This is a genomic window from Thermoanaerobacter sp. A7A (assembly GCF_000445185.1).
In the GTDB taxonomy this organism is placed as follows: domain Bacteria; phylum Bacillota; class Thermoanaerobacteria; order Thermoanaerobacterales; family Thermoanaerobacteraceae; genus Thermoanaerobacter.
The window spans coordinates 1-18,142 of sequence record NZ_AVAF01000129.1 but is presented as its reverse complement, the minus strand read 5'-3'; the positions used below and the strand labels follow the sequence as shown (position 1 = coordinate 18,142).

Here is an 18,142-nt window from a genome sequence, read left to right as displayed (position 1 = left end):
AATTATGTTCTTTGTTGTAAACATTTTATTTACATCTTGCTTTTTTAGTCCAGTAGGAGAAGGGAAAGTAGTTCCACTGTGGGAAGAAGATGCAATTGACTTGCACTCCTATGACTCCATTGGGATGAAATGATGGGGTGAATCGATTTAGTTTTCTTTTTAAAGTACATAAAACGCCAGAGACAAATGCAGGTGACAGTTCCTTTTATCCGATTTCTAGATTCCAAACAAAAAGAACCGCCTTCTTTGTTTGGATTATTTGTGTTAAAGTCCAAATTTTCGGATAATTTATTTTAAAAATCCCTTTTCAAATCTTATACCACTGTATTTTACTCTCTTAGAAGCCATTTTACAAATTTAGCCTATTGTAACTTACAGTTACAAAATTAAAAATTTTCACTGGTGATATAGTTTTTTTGCTTGGAATATTGACGTACATTAGTGTAACTCCAGCTTATGTGAATGATAAAAAAGAGGTGCTCCAATATCTAGTAGCAGAAGAAAGAGAACCAAGGATACATGGAGATATAAATAATCCATGGGGTGGATAGAAGCTTAGAAATTGAAAAGTATTTTTCATATCCAATGCTTACTATCGTAGAAGATACTATTATAAATAGAAAAGATGCAAAGCAAAAGTAGATTTCAGGCAGGTTGAATGCACATCTTAGAACTGTGATATAAATACAAATAAAAAGTTTTAAGATGTGCTCAGCATAAAAATTGTTTAGGGGGAGGTGTCAATGGTGAGAAAGATAAATTTCGACCCCATCGTTAATCCAGCATTTTGTGGTTTAGCGAAAATATGCGGCGTTGAAATTAAGTAAAAATTAGGTGAGATGTGTAGTTTGAAAGACTACATATCTCACCCTCCTTTTTTCCTTGATCATAATTGGATTATAAGAAGGAGCGTGTTTTCGATGTATTATGAAAAGGCTAATGTTTATATTACTAATGACAAGAAAATATTATTTGATTTGAATAAATATGATATATACGAGATTGATGATGAAACTTTCAACTTATTTGAAGAAATATATTTTGAGGTAGAAAAAGGAGTTTTATTTGATGAAAACATTAATGAAAGCACTCCTAAAAAGAAAGAAATATATGAACTGTTGTTTAGATTTCGGAATTATAACAGTAGTGGAGAAAGAGAGACTACCCAGATAAGGATCCACACGAGCAATGAGTGTAACCTTAAGTGCAAGTACTGTTATGCAAACCATGGGGACTATAACCAAGGGCAAGCTATAATGACAGAAGAAATAGCGGAAAAAGTAGCTGATTTTATAAAGTTAAATTTTCCAAAAGTTAAAGTTATAGTATTTTTTGGAGGAGAACCTTTACTTGGATTTAAAGCTATAGGAAAGATATGTGAAAAAATGGGAAAAGAAACACATTACATTGTTAACACTAATCTTACGATTTTAAATGAAGAAATAATAAAACTAATTAACGAGTATAGTATAAATGTTACAGGAAGCATAGATGGTCCAAAGGAAATACATGATCTTAATAGGGTATATAAAAGGAACGGAAGAGGAAGCTTTGATATTGTTAGGCACAATGCTAGGAAACTTATGGAGGAAACAGAATATTTCGATACGGTGGATGCCGTATATACTCTTCCAGCTCAAAAAAAGTATTCTAAACATCAGATCGCAGAGTACCTTTACAAAGAATTTAAAGTAAAATATATTGCTATTGGCGATGTGATTACAGAAGATGAAACGCTTAAAGTAGAAAAGGAAAAGGTCCAAGATATAGAAAAAGAAGTTGAATATGTGTTTGACAATATAATCGCTGATAGGTTTATTTATCTAAATGAATACTCTCTTCCATTAATATCATTTTTCTCCAAATCATATAATGATAATTTTTGTACTACAGGTATCTCAAATATTACGATAACAGCCAGCGGGGATATATGGCCATGCCAATTGTTCATTGGGAGAAATGAATATCATATGGGGAAAATAGATTTTAACGACATTACAAACTTCGATTTTAAAAAATTCAATAAGGTGTCAGATAATTTTTACAAAATAAAGAAATCTAGATTTTCAGAATGTCAGAAATGTATTGCTAGATATTGGTGTGTAAAGTGCTTGGGAGCTATACAAAAAAATAACTTAGAAGAAAATATCATAACAAGTGAGTGTATAAATATACGGAAAATAACAGAAATAGTCTTAGAAAAATTAGGATATTACATTTTAAATGGCAATTTTGAAAAACTATACGGCAACCTAAGGAAAACAACAAAAGGAATTGAGGATAAATTTTTAAATGTTGTGTGAAAAGGAGTGAAAGACCTGTATGAGAGAATTTCTATTCAAGTATAAAAAAGAGTTTGTGCTTGCAGTATTTTTCTTAGTAGCTTCTGTATTGATAAATATTTACTTTGCTTTTATTTATAAAAAACTCATAGATGTAGCAACTACACGTGATTTGGTGAAATTTTATTCTGTTGTCAAATTCGCAGTAATGTTTACCATATTGGAAGCAGTAGTTGGATGGTTAAATAGAACAACTCGATTTCATTACATGAAAAAAACTTTGATATACCTAAAAGACAGGTTATTTAGAGCAATCATTAAAAAGGATGTGGAACATTTTAATGAAGTTAATACAGGTAAGTACATTTCAATTATTTCAAATGATGTAAAGATTGTAGAAGAGGATTATTTTAACAATTTCTTTAGGCTTTTAGGCAGTGCAGTAGGATTTGTGGCTGCATTAATTTCTCTATTTATATTAAGTTACAAAATAACTGTGATGATAATACTCATGGCAATTCTTAGTGTAATAATTCCTCGCATTTTTGATGATAAGATTGCTAAAATGAGAAACGATTATTCTGAGAGCTTAGAACTTTTTACTATAGAATCTAAAGATACTCTTACAGGACTTGAAGTGATAAAGAGCTTCGGGATAGAGGATAAAGTACATGAGAAGTTTTCAAAAGTTAATGAAGATGTGGAAGATAAAAAGCTTAAATACAGCGTGCTTTTAAATACCTCTGACACCATGTCAGAAATTTTAAGTAGCTTTATTTTCCTCTCTGTATTTGCAGTAGGTTTATACTTTAATATAAAAGGAGAGATGACTTTAGGAACGATGATTGCCTGTGTACAGCTTACCAATAACATAATTATGCCAATATACAGTATGGGTCAAAATCTCAACAGGATACTCTCATTAAAGAGCATATCACAGAAGATAAATGAAGTATTACAGGAAAAGGAAGAGAGGAATGATTATATACCAGTAAAATCTTTTAACGACTCAATAGAATTTAAAAACGTATCTTTTAGCTACACAGGGGAGACAAAAGCTTTGGATAATATAAACTTTACAATCAAAAAAGGAGGAAAGTACGCATTAGTAGGGACAAGTGGAGCAGGGAAATCCACAATACTCAAGTTATTGTTAAAACAATATGAAAACTATGAAGGAGAAATAAAATTAGATGGGATAGAATTAAGAAGAATAGACAAGAAAGACTTATTCAAGATAATAACCCTATTACATCAGAATGTATTCATATTTGACGGGACAGTAAAAGACAACATAACCCTATTTAATGACAGATACACGGATGAAGAAGTAGTAAGAGCGGCGAAGATAGCAGGATTAGGGCCGTTATTAGAGAAATTGCCAGAGGGGATATTAAGTGATGTAGGAGAAGGGGGAAAACTTTTATCGGGAGGGGAGAGGCAGAGGATAGCGATAGCTAGGTCAATAATAACAAATGCGTCAATACTGGCACTGGATGAAGCGACAGCGGCGTTAGACAATGAGACGGCGTATATGATAGAGAAGACGATACTAGATATGGACATAACAGCGATAGTTGTAACACACAGGTTGTGGAGTGAGCTACTCAAAAGGTATGACGAGATAATAGTATTAAGGGATGGAAGGATTGTGGAGAAAGGAAGGTTTGATGATTTAATGAAGATGAAAGGGTATTTTTACAGTTTGTTTAATATAGAGAAGCTGGATAAAGTAGAGGAGCGTATAGAAGAAGAGGGAATATATGTGGTGTAAGGTAAAGTGTTTTATAGAGGAGGATGAGCCAAAGTGAAGGCATTTTTGTTAAAATATAAAAAAGAATTTGTAATTGTAGTATTTTTTGCAATTCTTGCTGCTCTGATGAATGTTTTTGTAGCATTTATCTTAAAAATGTTTTTTGATGTAGCTACAATAGGCAGATTAGAGAATTTTTATACTGCCGTTGAAATAGCATTGGTTTTTGTGATTTTCAACAGCCTTGTACTCTGGTTGGCTCAAATATCTAAATTCGACTATATCAAAAAGAGCTTAATACATTTAAAAAATGTACTCTTTGAGAAAATTATAGGAAAAGATTTAAATCAATTTGATGAAGTAAATACCGGTAAATATATTTCAATTGTTTCCAACGATATAAACATGATAGAAGAAAATTATTTCAACAACTTTTTTGAACTGGTAAGCAGTGGAGTGGGATTTTTAGCAGCACTAATTGTTTTATTCATACTTAGTTATAAAATTACCTTTATAATAATTGGTTTGACAGTTTTAAGCATGTTAATACCGAGAGTTCTGGATAGAAAGATAAGCGATTTAAGATGAATTTTCTCACACAGTTTAGAAGAATATACGAGTATGGCAAAAGATATCCTCGCGGGGTTTGAGGTAATAAAAAGCTTTGGCATAGAAGGAAAGGCAAAAGAGAATTTTGAAAATGTAAATGAAGAAGTAGAGAAAAATAAGCTCAAATTCAATTTAGTACTGAATATGGCAGATGTAATTGGGTATTTTTTAGCTTTGGGTTTAATGTTAGTAGTGTTTAGATTAGGTATGTGGGAAGAAGATGCAATAGAACTACACTCCTATAATTCCATTGGGATGAAGTAATGAGTGAATCGATTTAGTTTCCTCTTTAAAGTACATCAAACGCCGGGGATGGTTCCTTTTGTCCGATTTTTAGGTTTCAAACAAAGAGAACCGTCCCCTTTGTTTGGATGATTTATGTTAAAATCCAAATTTTCAGATAATTTATTTTAAAAATCCCTTTTTAAATCCTGTACCACTGTATTTCACTGTTTTTGAAGCCATTTTACAAATTTAACCTGTTGTAACTTACAGTTACAAAATTAAACTTGAATTCGGCAAGTAGCAAGCAAATTAAAAATTCAATTTCCATGAATGTAAAAAAAACGGTGTTTTGTTATAAGTTTTGCACTTTGATAACTGCATATTTACATTGAAAGAATAAAAGCTATATCCTTTTTTACAGTTAATTTACTCTTTTAAGGTATAGCAAAGCTAACCGTCTACTTGATATGGCGGTTTCTATCATTTGGTATATTTTTTGGTATATTCTATGTGTTTACTATGTTAAGCAAAATACCATTAGTGCTTTTCGTATATACGTTATCACAGTTTTAAGAAACGGATTATTAGGATAACGTATATGCCTATAACGTCCTTTCCCAACAAGATTACCAGGTACATTATATAATATTCGCCTTATTGTGGTTATCTCATGATGACTCATAAACTCTGGCAAGATAGTCCTTTTGAACCAATTATGGAGATTGTAAGCGATCATTTTGATAAGCAAAAATATTTCGTTGCAAAATTTGTTTCTTTGACTGTTTTTTGAAAAAGCAAATCCTTCTTTTAGTTCATCTATTTTGTTTTCAATGTCGCAGCGTTGGTTGTATTCATGAAATATTTCTTCAGGTGTCATGTACTCAATATTTGTTACTATAGCTTGATATTCATATTTGAATTCGTCTATATCCATACAAATCTGCCCTGTTTTGGGCTGTGGCAGTTTTTTGCGTATAATCACAATTCTGCGTACTTTATCCCATTTAGGCATTTTTGCATATATTTCATTTACACTAAAGGTTTTATCTATTTCAGTCCAAGGATAAAGGTGTTCTCTTTGATTGACATAGTCTATAAAGCATCTGATCCATGCCTGATTTTTAGCTTTCATTACATATTCATAACCTTTAGATTCAAAATACAGCATATTATCGTAGTCAAATGCTCCACGGTCAACGCGTACTCGCTTAATTATCCAATTTTCAGGAAGCTGTTCTTCGCAAGATTTTACAAAATCTAAGAAACCATGATTTGTGTGATGTTTACCTTCTTCAAGAGTAACATTAACAAGTTCATCAGTATTAGCAATAATGCCGATTTTTTCTTTAAATGCTTGTATGTATGTGAAAGTTACATTGTTTGATACTGTAAAATTATCAAAAGTTGCTGGCAAAATATATTTTGAAAACCCCTTTTCTTTTGTAAGATTAAGTGTTAAACTCATATTATGGAGATTCTCCTTTCTGTTAATGTTTTTGTTTGTCACTTAAATTTTATCAGAAAAAGGGGAATCTCCATATATTTTTTGTAAAAAATTTTTCACTTAATTTAGCCCTCAAATGGCTCTATTTGGGCATTTCGTAAATTCACTTGCCGAATCCAAGTTTAAATTTAAATAATTAGGGTATATTCAAAAGTAGCTAAAAAGGTAGGTTTTCTTCTTTCTTAAAAATATTTCTATGTTGTATATAAAAGAATAATTCGACAAATATGAGGGGAAATTCTACATAAAAGATAAAGAATTCAAGAGTGATAGGAAAAAGTATGTCTCCAGAATCGCTTAAATGAAGGCTTTTGAATTTTGCACAAGTCTATTTCAAAAAGCAAGGAGGTGAAAAATAAATGAAGGTACTTTCACCAGCAAAGTTAGAACAAAATGGATTAAAGGTAATTCCACCACTTTGTGGACCTTGTTCCCATTTGGGTGGATGTAGAAGTATTGAGATATACTAAAATAAAAGATACAAACTATTCTTGAATAAAAAATGCTGTGCTCATAAGAGAGTAACCAATATGTGCCTTATGAGCACAGCAAGGATTTCTTTTTTGTGGGTTTTGGTTTTGATAATTACTGCTTTTGACACGAAGCAAGAAGCTTTCTCTTTTCTCAAATCCTTCTCTATAATCTTTTCCCTACCAAGTATTGTAAGGTTTAATATACCTCAAAATTAGAGGTTTATCTGACATAATTTATAGACTTTAGGGGTGTGAAAAATGAAATTTACAAAATTTTACTCTTTTTTAGATGTAAACCAACATCATTATTTGTTAAATACCATAAATTCTGCGTTGATAGAGCTGGATGATGAACACTACGAGAAACTTAAAAAAGCTTTTTATCTAAATAATCCAGATGTCATTGAAACCGATGAAAAAAATGTACTAGCAGACAATGGTTTTTTAATTGAAGACACAATAGATGAGTACTTGAGTATTCGAAACAAGTATCTTTTCTCTAAGTATAACGTTTCTTATAATTTGAAGTTAGATATTGCTGTTACTAATAAATGTAATTTTTCTTGTGTATATTGTTACGAAAATTTTTCTGATAGTAAGATGTCATTTGAACTTAATGATGAAATAAAAAGCAAATTCTGTAATAATTTGAGAAAATATTTAAATCATATGATAATGAATTATAAAGTAAAATCGCTTCAAGTAACTTGGTATGGTGGTGAACCTTCACTTGAATGGTCCTTAATCTTTACATTAAATAATGAGTTTATAAAATTAGGAAATGAACATCATATACGATATAAAAATGTGATTGTTACTAACGGTTTTTTAATTGACGAAAGTATAGCTACTAAATTATCGCAACAAAACACAGAATATGTACAAATAACTGTTGATGGACCCGAAATAATTCATGATAAGAGAAGATATCTTGCTAATAAAAAAGGGACCTATTCAAAGATTTTAGATGGGATATACAATCTTCTGAAAAACGGAGTAAATACAGTTGTAAGAGTAAATATTGATAAAGGTAATATAGATTATATTGAGATATTAATAGAGGAATTATATAGTAGATTTCAAACGTTTGTAGGAAAAGGTTTGCTTTCACTTGATTTAGCAAGAGTATTTGGGCATCGAGATTCTTTTTCACTTTCGGAGTTTTATAGCAAACGTAAAATTATTATGAAAAAAGCAGTAAAATTAGGATTTATTAACCCATCACTTGAAAGTGGTGGTGTAAGAGCATATTGTAATGCAGAAACTGATGTACTTAGTAATCTTACTATTGATGTTTTTGGGAATATATACAAATGTTGGAATTATGTTTTTGTCAAGGATTCTAGCTATTGTACTTTAGATGAGCTTATTGAAAATAATTTTGAAATATTACCTCAAAACAAAAATAGATTGGATTACGTGGAAAAAGTGTCACTTCTAAATGCTAACAATGGGCAATGCTTAAAATGTAAATATATTACATACTGTGCTGGTCTATGTCCAGATGTGAGAAAAAAAATAGCAAACGGAGAAGAAGAAAATATTTATAAAAATGAAAAATGCAAATCAATAGTAGAAGATTTAATAAAAGAGCAGATTAAATTAATTTATAATACAGACTAAATAAAGGGGTTTTATTATGGAAGCAATAAAAAAGTTTAAAGTTTTGTGGGAGATAATTCCTAAAAAAGATAAAATTTATTATATTGCTTACACCATAATTTCAATAATTCATTCATTATTGTTTGTTCTTTTGCCTTTCTTGTATAGAGATATTATAAACGCAGTTACTACAAGAGTTTATCCTGAAGAAAAAGTGTTTTTTTACATCGCTCTCACGATACTTGGGTATGCATCAATAAGATTGTGGAGTTTGATGAATGTATACATAAAAGAAAAAATGACTAAAAATCTTTTAGATAAGCTTTTTTCCTCTATACTTAAGATGGATTTAAAATTTTTTATAAGAAAAGATGCAGGTTACTGGGCGAGTATATTTTCAAATGATGTGAGATTTGCCTCACAGCTTTACAGCGATTTTCTTTACACTCTTCCGGCAGAATTTATCGTGTTTATTGCTATACTGGCAATTTTATTTGTCTACTGCAAACCGCTTTTAATTATAGTTACTGTTATTCTTTTTGCAGTAACCCTTATAAGTTTATTGAGAGAAAAATATGTAATTCCTCATTATGACAGAGCGCAAGAGAATTTAAGGATAACAAGTGACCATATAAATGCGTACTTAAAGGGGATAGAGGACCTCATACACTACAGAGGGGAGTCTTTTTTGAAGAAGAAATTTTTAGAGGATTTCAGCTCTTATATTGACAATATCAAAAACTATCTCTTAAGAGATTTTCTAAATGGATATTCTATAAACCTTTTTAATGAATTTGGGAAACTTGCAGCTATAGGTATGTCTTTACTGTTTTTTGTAAGGGGAGACTTTAGTTTTGGCACAGCAGTAATGCTAATAACGTTTTCTACAATGTCTTATGATAAAGCTAATTATATTGTTGAAAACTTGAAATGGCTTCAGAATTTTCCACCTCATATAGAAAAAATACAAGAGGCAATTGAATTACCGGAAGTAGAGATGGAAGATAAAGGCACAGGTAATTTTGAAGAATTGATTTTAAATAATGTTAGTTTTAGCTATGATGGAAAGCTTGTTTTAAAAAACTTTAGTATGCAGGTGAAAAAAGGTGAGATAGTTGCTTTAATTGGCAGGAGCGGGATAGGAAAATCGACTGTTTTAAAGATTATAACGGGATTTTTAAAACCTCAAAAGGGAGAAGTAATTTTTTTACAGGGGAAGCCTAAAATAGGCATGTTATTTCAAGGAGGGCGATTATTTAACCGCACTCTTAGAGAAAACTTGCTTATAGCAAAACCAAATGCCTCTGAAGAAGAATTGGTAGAAGCCTTGAAAAAGGCAGGACTGTTGGAGTGGTTTGAGAAACTGCCAAAAGGGTTTGATACACAAATAGGACAGACAGGAAAGCTTATTTCAGGAGGAGAACGGTCGAGATTGTCACTAGCAAGGACGATTTTGTTTGATCCGGAAATTCTTTTACTTGATGAGCCTTTGGTAGGTGTAGACCAAGATAGAAAAGAAGAAATACTTGATACACTAAAAGAACTGCTAAAAGGCAAAACCTGCATTTTAGTTACTCATGATAAGAGTTTATTGAGAATTGCTGACAGGACAATATATATAATGGAAGAGGAAGATGCAGTATGACTAATATAAAATGGGTGTTTCGTTCAATAAATAAAACTCTTTTGATAAGCTTTTTTGCTGTTTTTTCCGTATATTTGCTATCTGAAACAGGACTTTTAATATTGCCATTACTTTATGGGCAGATTTTAAATACAGTTGAAAGCACAAGGATTTTTCCATTACATCTTTTTATGATGCTCTTAGGCTTTACTGTTTTGCTTCTGACACTTAGGTCTTATACAAGTTTTATAAACAGCAGGCAGCAGGCTAAAATTCACGAAAACCTCTGTTTAGTTGCAATCAAAAAAATATTTAATCTTCCTCCTTCCAAAGTTGCGGAAAAAGGGTCAAAATATTATACAGACACGGTTTTGGAAAGGACGAGAGAGGTTTCTACTCTTTTTGACATTAAAGCTATGACAGGAATTATTAATCTCATAAAGCTTTTTGTAATAACAGTAATAATATTTTTTATAGATAAAATTGTGGGAGTTGTCTCAGTTGTCCTTATCCTCATATCTATCTGCATCTATAAATATGGAAATGAATATTTTATGAAACACAATAAAGAATTGATAGAGAAGAAAATGGAGTATCTGAGCAACGTAGAAGACACTATAAAAAACAAAGAGGAGATACATGTATTGAATGCTTTTTCCTATGAGTTAAAAAGAAATGATATTTTTACAGAAGAATTAAGGAAAATGGCGTCTAAAATTTTTGCTAGAGATTTTATTCACTTTTTTATAGAGCTTGATTTTGTAAGGATTTTTTATGAACTATTGGTCTTTACATGGGGCCTTTATCAGGTGTACATTGGAAGCTATCAAATAGGTGCAGGAATAGTGCTTATTGGGTACAGTACAATGATTACAGGGCCAATCGTATATTTAAATTCAATTCTTTTAAATATAAAAAACAGCCTAAATGCAGTTGATATTCTAAAGGAATTAGAGGTAAAAGAAGAAGGGGTAATTGTACCTGAAGGAGAAATTGAAGAAATCATTTTTGACAAAGTTAACTATACAGTAAATGGTAGAGATATTTTTAAAGATTTTTCTTTTAGTATTAAAAAAGGTGAAAGGATTGCCATTTTAGGACCTTCTGGTAAAGGGAAAAGCACGCTTGTTACACTTATTTTAAAAGACATCAAGCCTACATCAGGTAAGATACTCATAAATGGGAAGGACATAAACTTTATTTCTAAGGACTGGCTCTATCAGCAGATTGCAGTGCTTTCTCAGAATTCTACTTTGTTTCCGGCAACAATTGAAGAAAATATAAAATTAGGGGAGGACTTTTACAGGAGGGAGGAGTTAGAGGGGATTTTAAGAATAGTGAAACTTCCTTTTGATTTGGATTATACAATTGAAGAAAATGTTTCAAATGTTTCTCAAGGTGAAAAAGAGAGAATTTTACTGGCAAGGCTTATAGCTCACGACAAAAACTTTATTATTCTTGATGAACCTCTTGAGGGAGTGGACATTGAGACTAAAAAAGAAATCATAAGCTTTTTAAAGGAGTATCTTAAAGATAGGACAGCTTTAGTGATAACACATAGAGATGAAATTGCACAAAACCTATGTGAGAGGGAAGTAAGGATAGATGAGAGATAATAGCAATTTTTTTATTGTCTAAACCTTATAAAAAATGGCATTCACAAGGTCGGGGGTTCAAGTACCCTTGGCTCCACCAAAAAAGTACTGAAAAATGGGAGCACTTAGGGTTCATTTGCCTAAGTGCTTTTCTTTTTTACTACAAAATTGTTGTAATGGCCTAAAAAGATATAAAAGTTTATGCATAAGTGTCATGGTAAAAATAGGATTTGCAGGATTTATAAATAATTATGACTAAAAATTTATAAAATTGTAGCCGTGGCCACAGTTTTATTTATGTATTGTGATATAATTACAAAAAATAAATCCATTTTAAAGGGGGATAGTTTATGATTAAGTTAATTGGTATTTTAATCATTATTGTGGGATTTGTCTTGAAGCTCGATACTTTAGCAGTGGTTTTAATTGCTGGTATTGTGACTGGCCTGGTGGCAGGGGTACCTTTTCATAAAATTGTAGAAATTTTAGGAAAAGCTTTTGTAGACAATAGATATATGTCTATATTTATTATCTCATTGCCTGTAATTGGAATACTTGAAAGGTATGGTCTCCGTGAAAGGGCTGCATATGTAATAGGAAAGATAAAAGCAGCTACAGTGGGAAAAGTAACTTCTTTATATTTAGCACTTAGGACATTGGCAGCGATGTTCGGCTTAAGGCTTGGGGGACATGTACAATTTATACGACCTTTGATATTACCTATGGCAGAAGGGGCAGCAATGAATAGATATGGCGAAATAAAAAGCGAAGACCATGAAAGGATTAAGGGCTTAGAAGCTGCAGTAGAAAACTATGGTAATTTCTTTGGGCAGAATGCTTTTGTTGCAGCAGGAGGTGTTTTGCTAATTGTTGGTGTATTAAAAGAATTAAACTATACTGTAGAAGCTTTAGATATCGCAAAAGCGTCAATACCTATTGCGTTAATAATAATGGTAGTTGGTACTTTGCAGTTTTTCTATTATGACAGAAAATTTGACCAAAAGTATGGGATAAGAACGAGGTCCAAAAAAGAAAATAGGTAAAATGCTTAGGAAGGAGGAGTATTGAATGCTTAAGGATTCTTTAACTGAAATCCTATACATTATGATGGGCATAGTTTCTTTTTACTCAGCGTATGCTACACTAAAAGAAAAAAATCATCCTTCAAAAATCCCTACTGCTTTATTTTGGGGATTATTAGGAATAATTTTACAATTTAGTCGAATAGGCTTATTGTGGGGTAATAAAAACATTTATATACCTGATATATATACAGGATACATGGTTATTGTATTGACTCTATTATCTGCATTTCGATTAGTCAAAATTGGAAAATTTGACGAATCAACCTCAGAATTTAAAGAACAAATGTCACAAAAAATTGGCAATCTAATTTTTGTTCCAGCTTTGGCTCTTGGCATAGTTACATTTATTGTTGCTCAAATATGGACAAAACAACTTGGCTCTCTTGTTGCATTTTGGATATCGACTGTAGTTGCAGCAATTTTAGCATTGGTGATTACAAAAGGGAAAGTTAAAGAAATGGCTGATGATGGTAGAAGATTACTTGAAGTAGTAGGACCTATAAGCATTTTACCGCAACTTCTTGCTGCTTTAGGAGCTGTTTTTACAGTTGCAGGTGTAGGTGAAGTAATAGCAAGTGGGATAAAGACAATTATTCCTCAGGGTAATATACTTTTAGGGGTAATTGCTTATTGTGTAGGAATGGCTCTATTTACAATGATAATGGGCAATGCTTTTGCAGCATTTGCGGTTATTACAGCAGGAATTGGAATCCCTTTTGTAATAGCTCAAGGAGGGAATCCGGTGATAGTAGCGGCTTTAGGTATGACAGCAGGATATTGTGGAACTTTAATGACACCAATGGCGGCGAATTTTAATATAGTTCCGACTGCAATATTGGAAATGGAAGATAAGAAATATGGAGTTATAAAATATCAAGTTCCTGTAGCTATTGCCATGCTCATTATTCACATAATACTAATGTATTTTTGGGCGTTTTAATATTTTTATGAAAGGGTGATGTGATAATGAAAATACTAGTAACAGCCTTTGATCCTTTTGGTGGGGAAAGTATTAATCCTTCTTATGAAGTATTAAAAAATTTGAAAGATAATATAGAAGGTGCGGAGATAGTTAAGATTCAAGTTCCTACTGTTTTTTATCTTTCTGTTGAGAAAGCAATAGAAAAAATAAAGGAAGTTAAGCCGGATGCAGTTCTAAGTATTGGACAGGCTGGCGGGCGATATGATATAACTGTTGAAAGAATAGCGATTAATATTGATGATGCTAGAATTCCAGATAATATAGGGCAACAACCAATTGATACGCCGATTGACCCTGAAGGTGCTCCAGCTTATTTTGCCACTATTCCAATAAAAGAGATAGTAGAAGAGATAAAAAAAGAAAATATACCGGCATCAATTTCTAATACAGCAGGTACGTTTGTGTGCAATCATCTAATGTATGGAATTCTAAATTACATTCACAAAAACAAATTAAATATTAAAGCAGGCTTTATTCACATACCTTATTTGCCAGTACAAGTTTTGAATAAGCCTTATACTCCTTCCATGTCTTTAGGGGATATGGTTAAAGCTATAGAAACTGCTATAAAAGTAATTGCAAAAAAAAGTAGATAGCAGTTATTTAGGAGAAACAAAAAAATTATTTGTATATGGGGAGAGATTATTACTTTCTATGATGATGGCAGCGTTTTGCCAAGTATTGATGAATTAGAGTTGTATTTTGGAGATAATCATGAAATTATGTATCTGAGAGAAAAAAGATAAGTGTTTTATGAGGATGGCAAGAAAGAATATGTAGATATTTATGTATATAAAAAGGACATAAAAAACGAGCCTCATATTTATATTGCAACGTGTGATTGGAGGGTATTTTTACTAAATAGATGAAACTATTTTAGGCATGGGGATTTTATGCTCCATGCTTTTTTGATATAAAAGATCAAAATATAGAAATATAATTTTGAAAATAGTATAATAAATTTTAAGGTTGACTTTTTTAATTAAACATATTGTAAAAATAGTAAAATTGTTGGTGCAATTTTTATTGTTTCAAACAGGAGAGAAGTGGGGAGCTGAAAGGGGATGACTATAAGTTCGGTATATAATGAAATGTTTGATATAAATCGACAGAAAGATATGAGAAAATTTTTCCTTAATATAGCTATACAGGGATATAAAAAGAGTTTTTTGAAAAATGAAACTATAACAATTAATTATAACAAACCATATATTGCCATAATAACGAAAGGGTTGATAAAGCAATTTATTTCAAATAAAAATGGAAAGATAAAAGTCCTTTATTTGTTGCAACCAGGGGAAATATTTGGAGAATTTTCCTATTTAGGAGGAGGATTTGATTTAATTGAAGGTCAAGCTATAAAAGATAGTGAAATATCTATTATTTTTGAAGATAAATTAAGTTCTATTCTGGAAACAAATCCTGATATGTATAAATATATTGCTCATAGCATGAGCAGAAAATTTAGAATTGTTACTATGCAGATGAGCGATTTAATTTTCAAAGATTCAATGGGAAGACTGTGCGATTTTCTAATTAGATTATTCTATCAACAAGGCAAGAAGATAAAAAAAGGTTATATAATAGATATTCCTTTAACCCATGAGAATATTGCCAATTTAATAGGATGTGATAGAGTAACGGTTACAAAAGGACTAAATAAGTTAAAAAAAGAAGGTTTAATTGAGATAGATGGAAAAAAGATTATAATAAAAGACCTTCGCTACCTTGAAAATTATGTGGATTCATAACATTTAAGCATGATATAATAAATAACAACCCCGCCTTTTAAGTGGCGGGGTTAGTAATTTGTGAAACATATAGTTTACTTAACCTTTTCAATTATGGCTTTTACAAAAGCCACCAAATCATTTGGAGTTCTGGAGGTTATTAAATTTCCATCTACAACTACTTCTTCATCTACATACTGGGCTCCTGCATTTATTAAGTCATCTTTTATTGAGAAAAAGCTTGTCACTCTTTTTCCTTTTAAATTGCAAGCGGAAGCCATAATCCAGGGGCCATGGCAAATAGCCGCTATTGGTTTTTGTAGTTTGTCCATTTCTTTGACAAAATTAATAGTGTCATTACATCTTCTCATGTAATCAGGTGAATAACCCCCAGGGATTATTACTGCATCATAATCTTCTGCTTTTATATCTTTTGAAGCATGGGTGCTTTTCATTGGATATCCATGTTTTCCTGTGTATACTTTGTCTTTTTCTGGACCTATTAAATGTACTTCATATCCTTCTTCTTTAAGTCTATAGTATGGATATAGTAGTTCTGGTTCTTCATACATATTCTCAATTAATATAGCAATTTTTTTCATAAGAATTCACCTCTTAGGATTTTTATGGTTAATATTATTGTAACATTTATGGCAACTTATGTAAAGAAATTAAAATTTCACATTAACCACCTCATAAGTTTTCACTTATATGTTGTATAAAATTATATTATTTTACTTATGTCAATGCAAGTTTTAAAATATAACTATGAAAGAGGTGGTCAATGTGTTATTAAAAGAAGGGAAAATAGGGAATGTTAAGTTAAAAAATAGGATAATTATGTTGCCTACTGTTACAAATTTATCAAATGAGGGGTTTGTAAGCGAAAGAGAAGTGGAATATTATAAAAGAAGGTCAAAAGGTGTTTCATTGGTCATTGTAGGTGCGAGTTACGTAAACAAATTAGGAAAATTTTTCATAAATCAAATTGGAATAGATGACGATGATAAAATAGAAGGCCTTAAAAGATTATCGGAAGTCATACGTCAAAACGGTGCAAAAGCTGGTATTCAACTTGCAATGCACAATCCAAAATACAAACCTTCAGATTTTACAAAAGAGCAGCTTCAAGATTTTGTACAAAATTTTGTAGAGGCAGCAATAAGGGCGGAAAAATCTGGTTTTGATGCTGTGAAGTTGCATTTTGCTCACGGATGGTTTGTAAATCAATTTTTATCTCCTGATACAAACAAAAGGACTGACGAATACGGAGGAAATTTTGAAGGAAGGACAAAGTTTGCACTTGATATATTGCGAGAAGTTAAAAAAACTATTCCGGAGATGACGGTAATTTGCAGGATTAATGGCAGTGATTTTACAGATAGAGGCTTTACAATTGAAGAGAGTGTAAGATTCGCAAAACTGTTAGAATACCATGGTGCTGATGCTTTAGATATATCGGGAGGTGTATCTTCCACATCGGAGTACCATATCTCTCCTATGGGAATTGGAGATAAGCCTTTGATTGGAATTGTAAAGAGGATAAAAGAAAATGTAACTATACCTGTTATAGCGATTGATAAGCTCGGCAGTGTTTATGATTGGGAAAAAGTTTTAGAGGATGGCATAGCTGATTTTATAGGGATAGCTCGTGGTTTCATAGGAGATCCGGATTTGGCGGAAAAATTGATAAAAGGACACGAAGAAGATATAAGGTATTGCATTCACTGCAATCAGGCGTGTATTGCATACATTCAAAAAGGACTTTCTGTTTCTTGCATGATTAATCCAGAGGTAGGAAGAGAAAAAGAATTTGAAGTAAAGACCGATAAACCATTAAATATAGCTGTAATTGGCGGCGGGCCAGCGGGCATGTCTGCGGCCAAATATCTCGCAAAAAAAGGCCATAACGTTACTTTGTTTGAAAAAGAAAATAAACTTGGTGGACAACTAAATGTAGCAAAAGTGCCTCCTCATAAACAAGAGATAGGAAAAGTTATTGAATATCTGGAAAATGATTTAAAGAAATACAATGTCAAAGTACATTTAAATAAAAAAATAAGTTTACAGGAAATAAAAGAAATGCCTTATGATAAAATTGTCATTGCTACAGGCTCAAAGCCAGCTAAAATCAATTTGGATGCGGATATAAATCCCTACATGGCTATTGAAGTATTGGAGGGAAATATTCCAAAAGGAAGAGATATTGCAATAATTGGTGGAGGCCTTACTGGACTTGAAACAGCCGAATACCTTGCTGAAAAAGGGAAAAAAGTGACAGTTTTAGAAATGAAAGAAGAAGTTGGCGAAGGGATATACCCAATGGTTAAAAAACTGATTTTAAATAGATTAAAAGAACTTAAAGTTGATATAATCACAAATGCTTTAATAAAAGAAATATCTGGGGGGAAACTCATGTATACTTCCAAGGACACATATAAAGTAGTCAAAGTGGAGGATGTAGTTTTAGCAGTTGGAAATTTACCTGATACTGAATTTGAGGAACTAAAAAATGAGAACAGATATTATTTCATTGGTGACTGCAAAACTGTTGCTTCTGCAGTAGAAGCGATAAGGGATGGAGCAGAGCTTTCACTCATTATATAGAGGGAGGATATGAGGTTTATTAAGCTTACCCATTTAATGGTTAGATAAGTAAGAAATGGTAATATAAGCCA

General features: G+C 31.7%; 13 protein-coding genes and 1 pseudogene. 12 read left to right on the top strand and 2 right to left on the bottom strand.

Annotated features, from left to right (window positions below; genetic code table 11):
* Positions 1-416 precede the first annotated feature (416 nt).
* From M663_RS15545 to M663_RS0110095, 4 genes and pseudogenes are all read left to right on the top strand, one after another.
* Positions 417-551 carry a hypothetical protein gene (locus M663_RS15545; protein ID WP_012268693.1) on the top strand — a complete coding sequence of 45 codons (135 nt, stop codon included), beginning with the start codon at positions 417-419 and terminating at the stop codon, positions 549-551.
* Positions 552-920: 369 nt separating this feature from the next.
* Positions 921-2,303 carry a radical SAM protein gene (locus tag M663_RS0110105; protein ID WP_009052256.1) on the top strand — a complete coding sequence of 461 codons (1,383 nt, stop codon included), beginning with the start codon at positions 921-923 and terminating at the stop codon, positions 2,301-2,303.
* Between the two features lie 19 nt (positions 2,304-2,322).
* Positions 2,323-4,056, top strand: coding sequence for an ABC transporter ATP-binding protein (locus tag M663_RS0110100; RefSeq protein ID WP_009052257.1), 1,734 nt, complete (start codon positions 2,323-2,325; stop codon positions 4,054-4,056).
* A 33-nt stretch (positions 4,057-4,089) separates the two neighbouring features.
* A pseudogene (locus tag M663_RS0110095) lies at positions 4,090-4,908 on the top strand (ABC transporter ATP-binding protein).
* 478 nt (positions 4,909-5,386) lie between these two features.
* Here the strand turns inward: M663_RS0110095 and M663_RS0110085 are convergent.
* The gene (locus tag M663_RS0110085; RefSeq protein ID WP_029688822.1) at positions 5,387-6,334 is read right to left on the bottom strand and encodes an IS1380 family transposase; all 948 of its coding nucleotides are present in this window, start codon (positions 6,332-6,334) and stop codon (positions 5,387-5,389) included.
* Positions 6,335-7,104: 770 nt separating this feature from the next.
* Between M663_RS0110085 and M663_RS0110075 the strand changes: the two genes are divergently transcribed.
* The 7 genes from M663_RS0110075 (at position 7,105) to M663_RS0110045 (ending at position 15,485) form a co-directional block, all read left to right on the top strand.
* On the top strand, positions 7,105-8,469 hold the full coding sequence (locus tag M663_RS0110075) for a radical SAM protein (RefSeq protein WP_009052259.1): 1,365 nt from the start codon (positions 7,105-7,107) through the stop codon (positions 8,467-8,469).
* A 16-nt stretch (positions 8,470-8,485) separates the two neighbouring features.
* Positions 8,486-10,093, top strand: coding sequence for an ABC transporter ATP-binding protein (locus M663_RS0110070; protein ID WP_009052260.1), 1,608 nt, complete (start codon positions 8,486-8,488; stop codon positions 10,091-10,093).
* Positions 10,090-11,688, top strand: coding sequence for an ABC transporter ATP-binding protein (locus M663_RS0110065; protein WP_009052261.1), 1,599 nt, complete (start codon positions 10,090-10,092; stop codon positions 11,686-11,688). Before M663_RS0110070 ends, M663_RS0110065 begins: the two co-directional genes overlap by 4 nt.
* A 329-nt stretch (positions 11,689-12,017) precedes the next feature.
* On the top strand, positions 12,018-12,710 hold the full coding sequence (locus M663_RS0110060; protein WP_029688821.1) for a DUF969 domain-containing protein: 693 nt from the start codon (positions 12,018-12,020) through the stop codon (positions 12,708-12,710).
* A gap of 25 nt (positions 12,711-12,735) precedes the next feature.
* On the top strand, positions 12,736-13,692 hold the full coding sequence (locus tag M663_RS0110055; RefSeq protein WP_029688820.1) for a DUF979 domain-containing protein: 957 nt from the start codon (positions 12,736-12,738) through the stop codon (positions 13,690-13,692).
* 26 nt (positions 13,693-13,718) lie between these two features.
* Positions 13,719-14,330, top strand: coding sequence for a pyroglutamyl-peptidase I (gene pcp, locus M663_RS0110050; protein WP_029688819.1), 612 nt, complete (start codon positions 13,719-13,721; stop codon positions 14,328-14,330).
* Positions 14,331-14,798: 468 nt separating this feature from the next.
* Complete coding sequence (locus tag M663_RS0110045; RefSeq protein ID WP_012269250.1) at positions 14,799-15,485, top strand: Crp/Fnr family transcriptional regulator; 687 nt, start codon at positions 14,799-14,801, stop codon at positions 15,483-15,485.
* A gap of 74 nt (positions 15,486-15,559) precedes the next feature.
* On the opposite strand, the gene M663_RS0110040 is transcribed toward M663_RS0110045, so the two are convergent.
* Positions 15,560-16,066 (bottom strand): type 1 glutamine amidotransferase domain-containing protein, encoded by a 507-nt coding sequence (locus M663_RS0110040; protein ID WP_029688818.1) that lies wholly within the window; start codon positions 16,064-16,066, stop codon positions 15,560-15,562.
* A 184-nt stretch (positions 16,067-16,250) separates the two neighbouring features.
* Between M663_RS0110040 and M663_RS0110035 the strand changes: the two genes are divergently transcribed.
* A complete protein-coding gene (locus M663_RS0110035; protein WP_029688817.1) occupies positions 16,251-18,071 on the top strand; it encodes an NAD(P)/FAD-dependent oxidoreductase in 1,821 nt (606 codons plus the stop codon).
* Positions 18,072-18,142 lie beyond the last annotated feature (71 nt).

Coding starts and splice junctions, on each gene's coding strand:
- M663_RS0110040 (WP_029688818.1), bottom strand. CDS start 16,066: ATGAAAAAAATTGCTATATTAATTGAGAATATGTATGAAGAACCAGAA.
- M663_RS0110055 (WP_029688820.1), top strand. CDS start 12,736: ATGCTTAAGGATTCTTTAACTGAAATCCTATACATTATGATGGGCATA.
- M663_RS0110105 (WP_009052256.1), top strand. CDS start 921: ATGTATTATGAAAAGGCTAATGTTTATATTACTAATGACAAGAAAATA.
- M663_RS0110045 (WP_012269250.1), top strand. CDS start 14,799: ATGACTATAAGTTCGGTATATAATGAAATGTTTGATATAAATCGACAG.
- M663_RS0110065 (WP_009052261.1), top strand. CDS start 10,090: ATGACTAATATAAAATGGGTGTTTCGTTCAATAAATAAAACTCTTTTG.
- M663_RS0110085 (WP_029688822.1), bottom strand. CDS start 6,334: ATGAGTTTAACACTTAATCTTACAAAAGAAAAGGGGTTTTCAAAATAT.
- M663_RS0110070 (WP_009052260.1), top strand. CDS start 8,486: ATGGAAGCAATAAAAAAGTTTAAAGTTTTGTGGGAGATAATTCCTAAA.
- pcp (WP_029688819.1), top strand. CDS start 13,719: ATGAAAATACTAGTAACAGCCTTTGATCCTTTTGGTGGGGAAAGTATT.
- M663_RS0110075 (WP_009052259.1), top strand. CDS start 7,105: ATGAAATTTACAAAATTTTACTCTTTTTTAGATGTAAACCAACATCAT.
- M663_RS0110060 (WP_029688821.1), top strand. CDS start 12,018: ATGATTAAGTTAATTGGTATTTTAATCATTATTGTGGGATTTGTCTTG.
- M663_RS0110100 (WP_009052257.1), top strand. CDS start 2,323: ATGAGAGAATTTCTATTCAAGTATAAAAAAGAGTTTGTGCTTGCAGTA.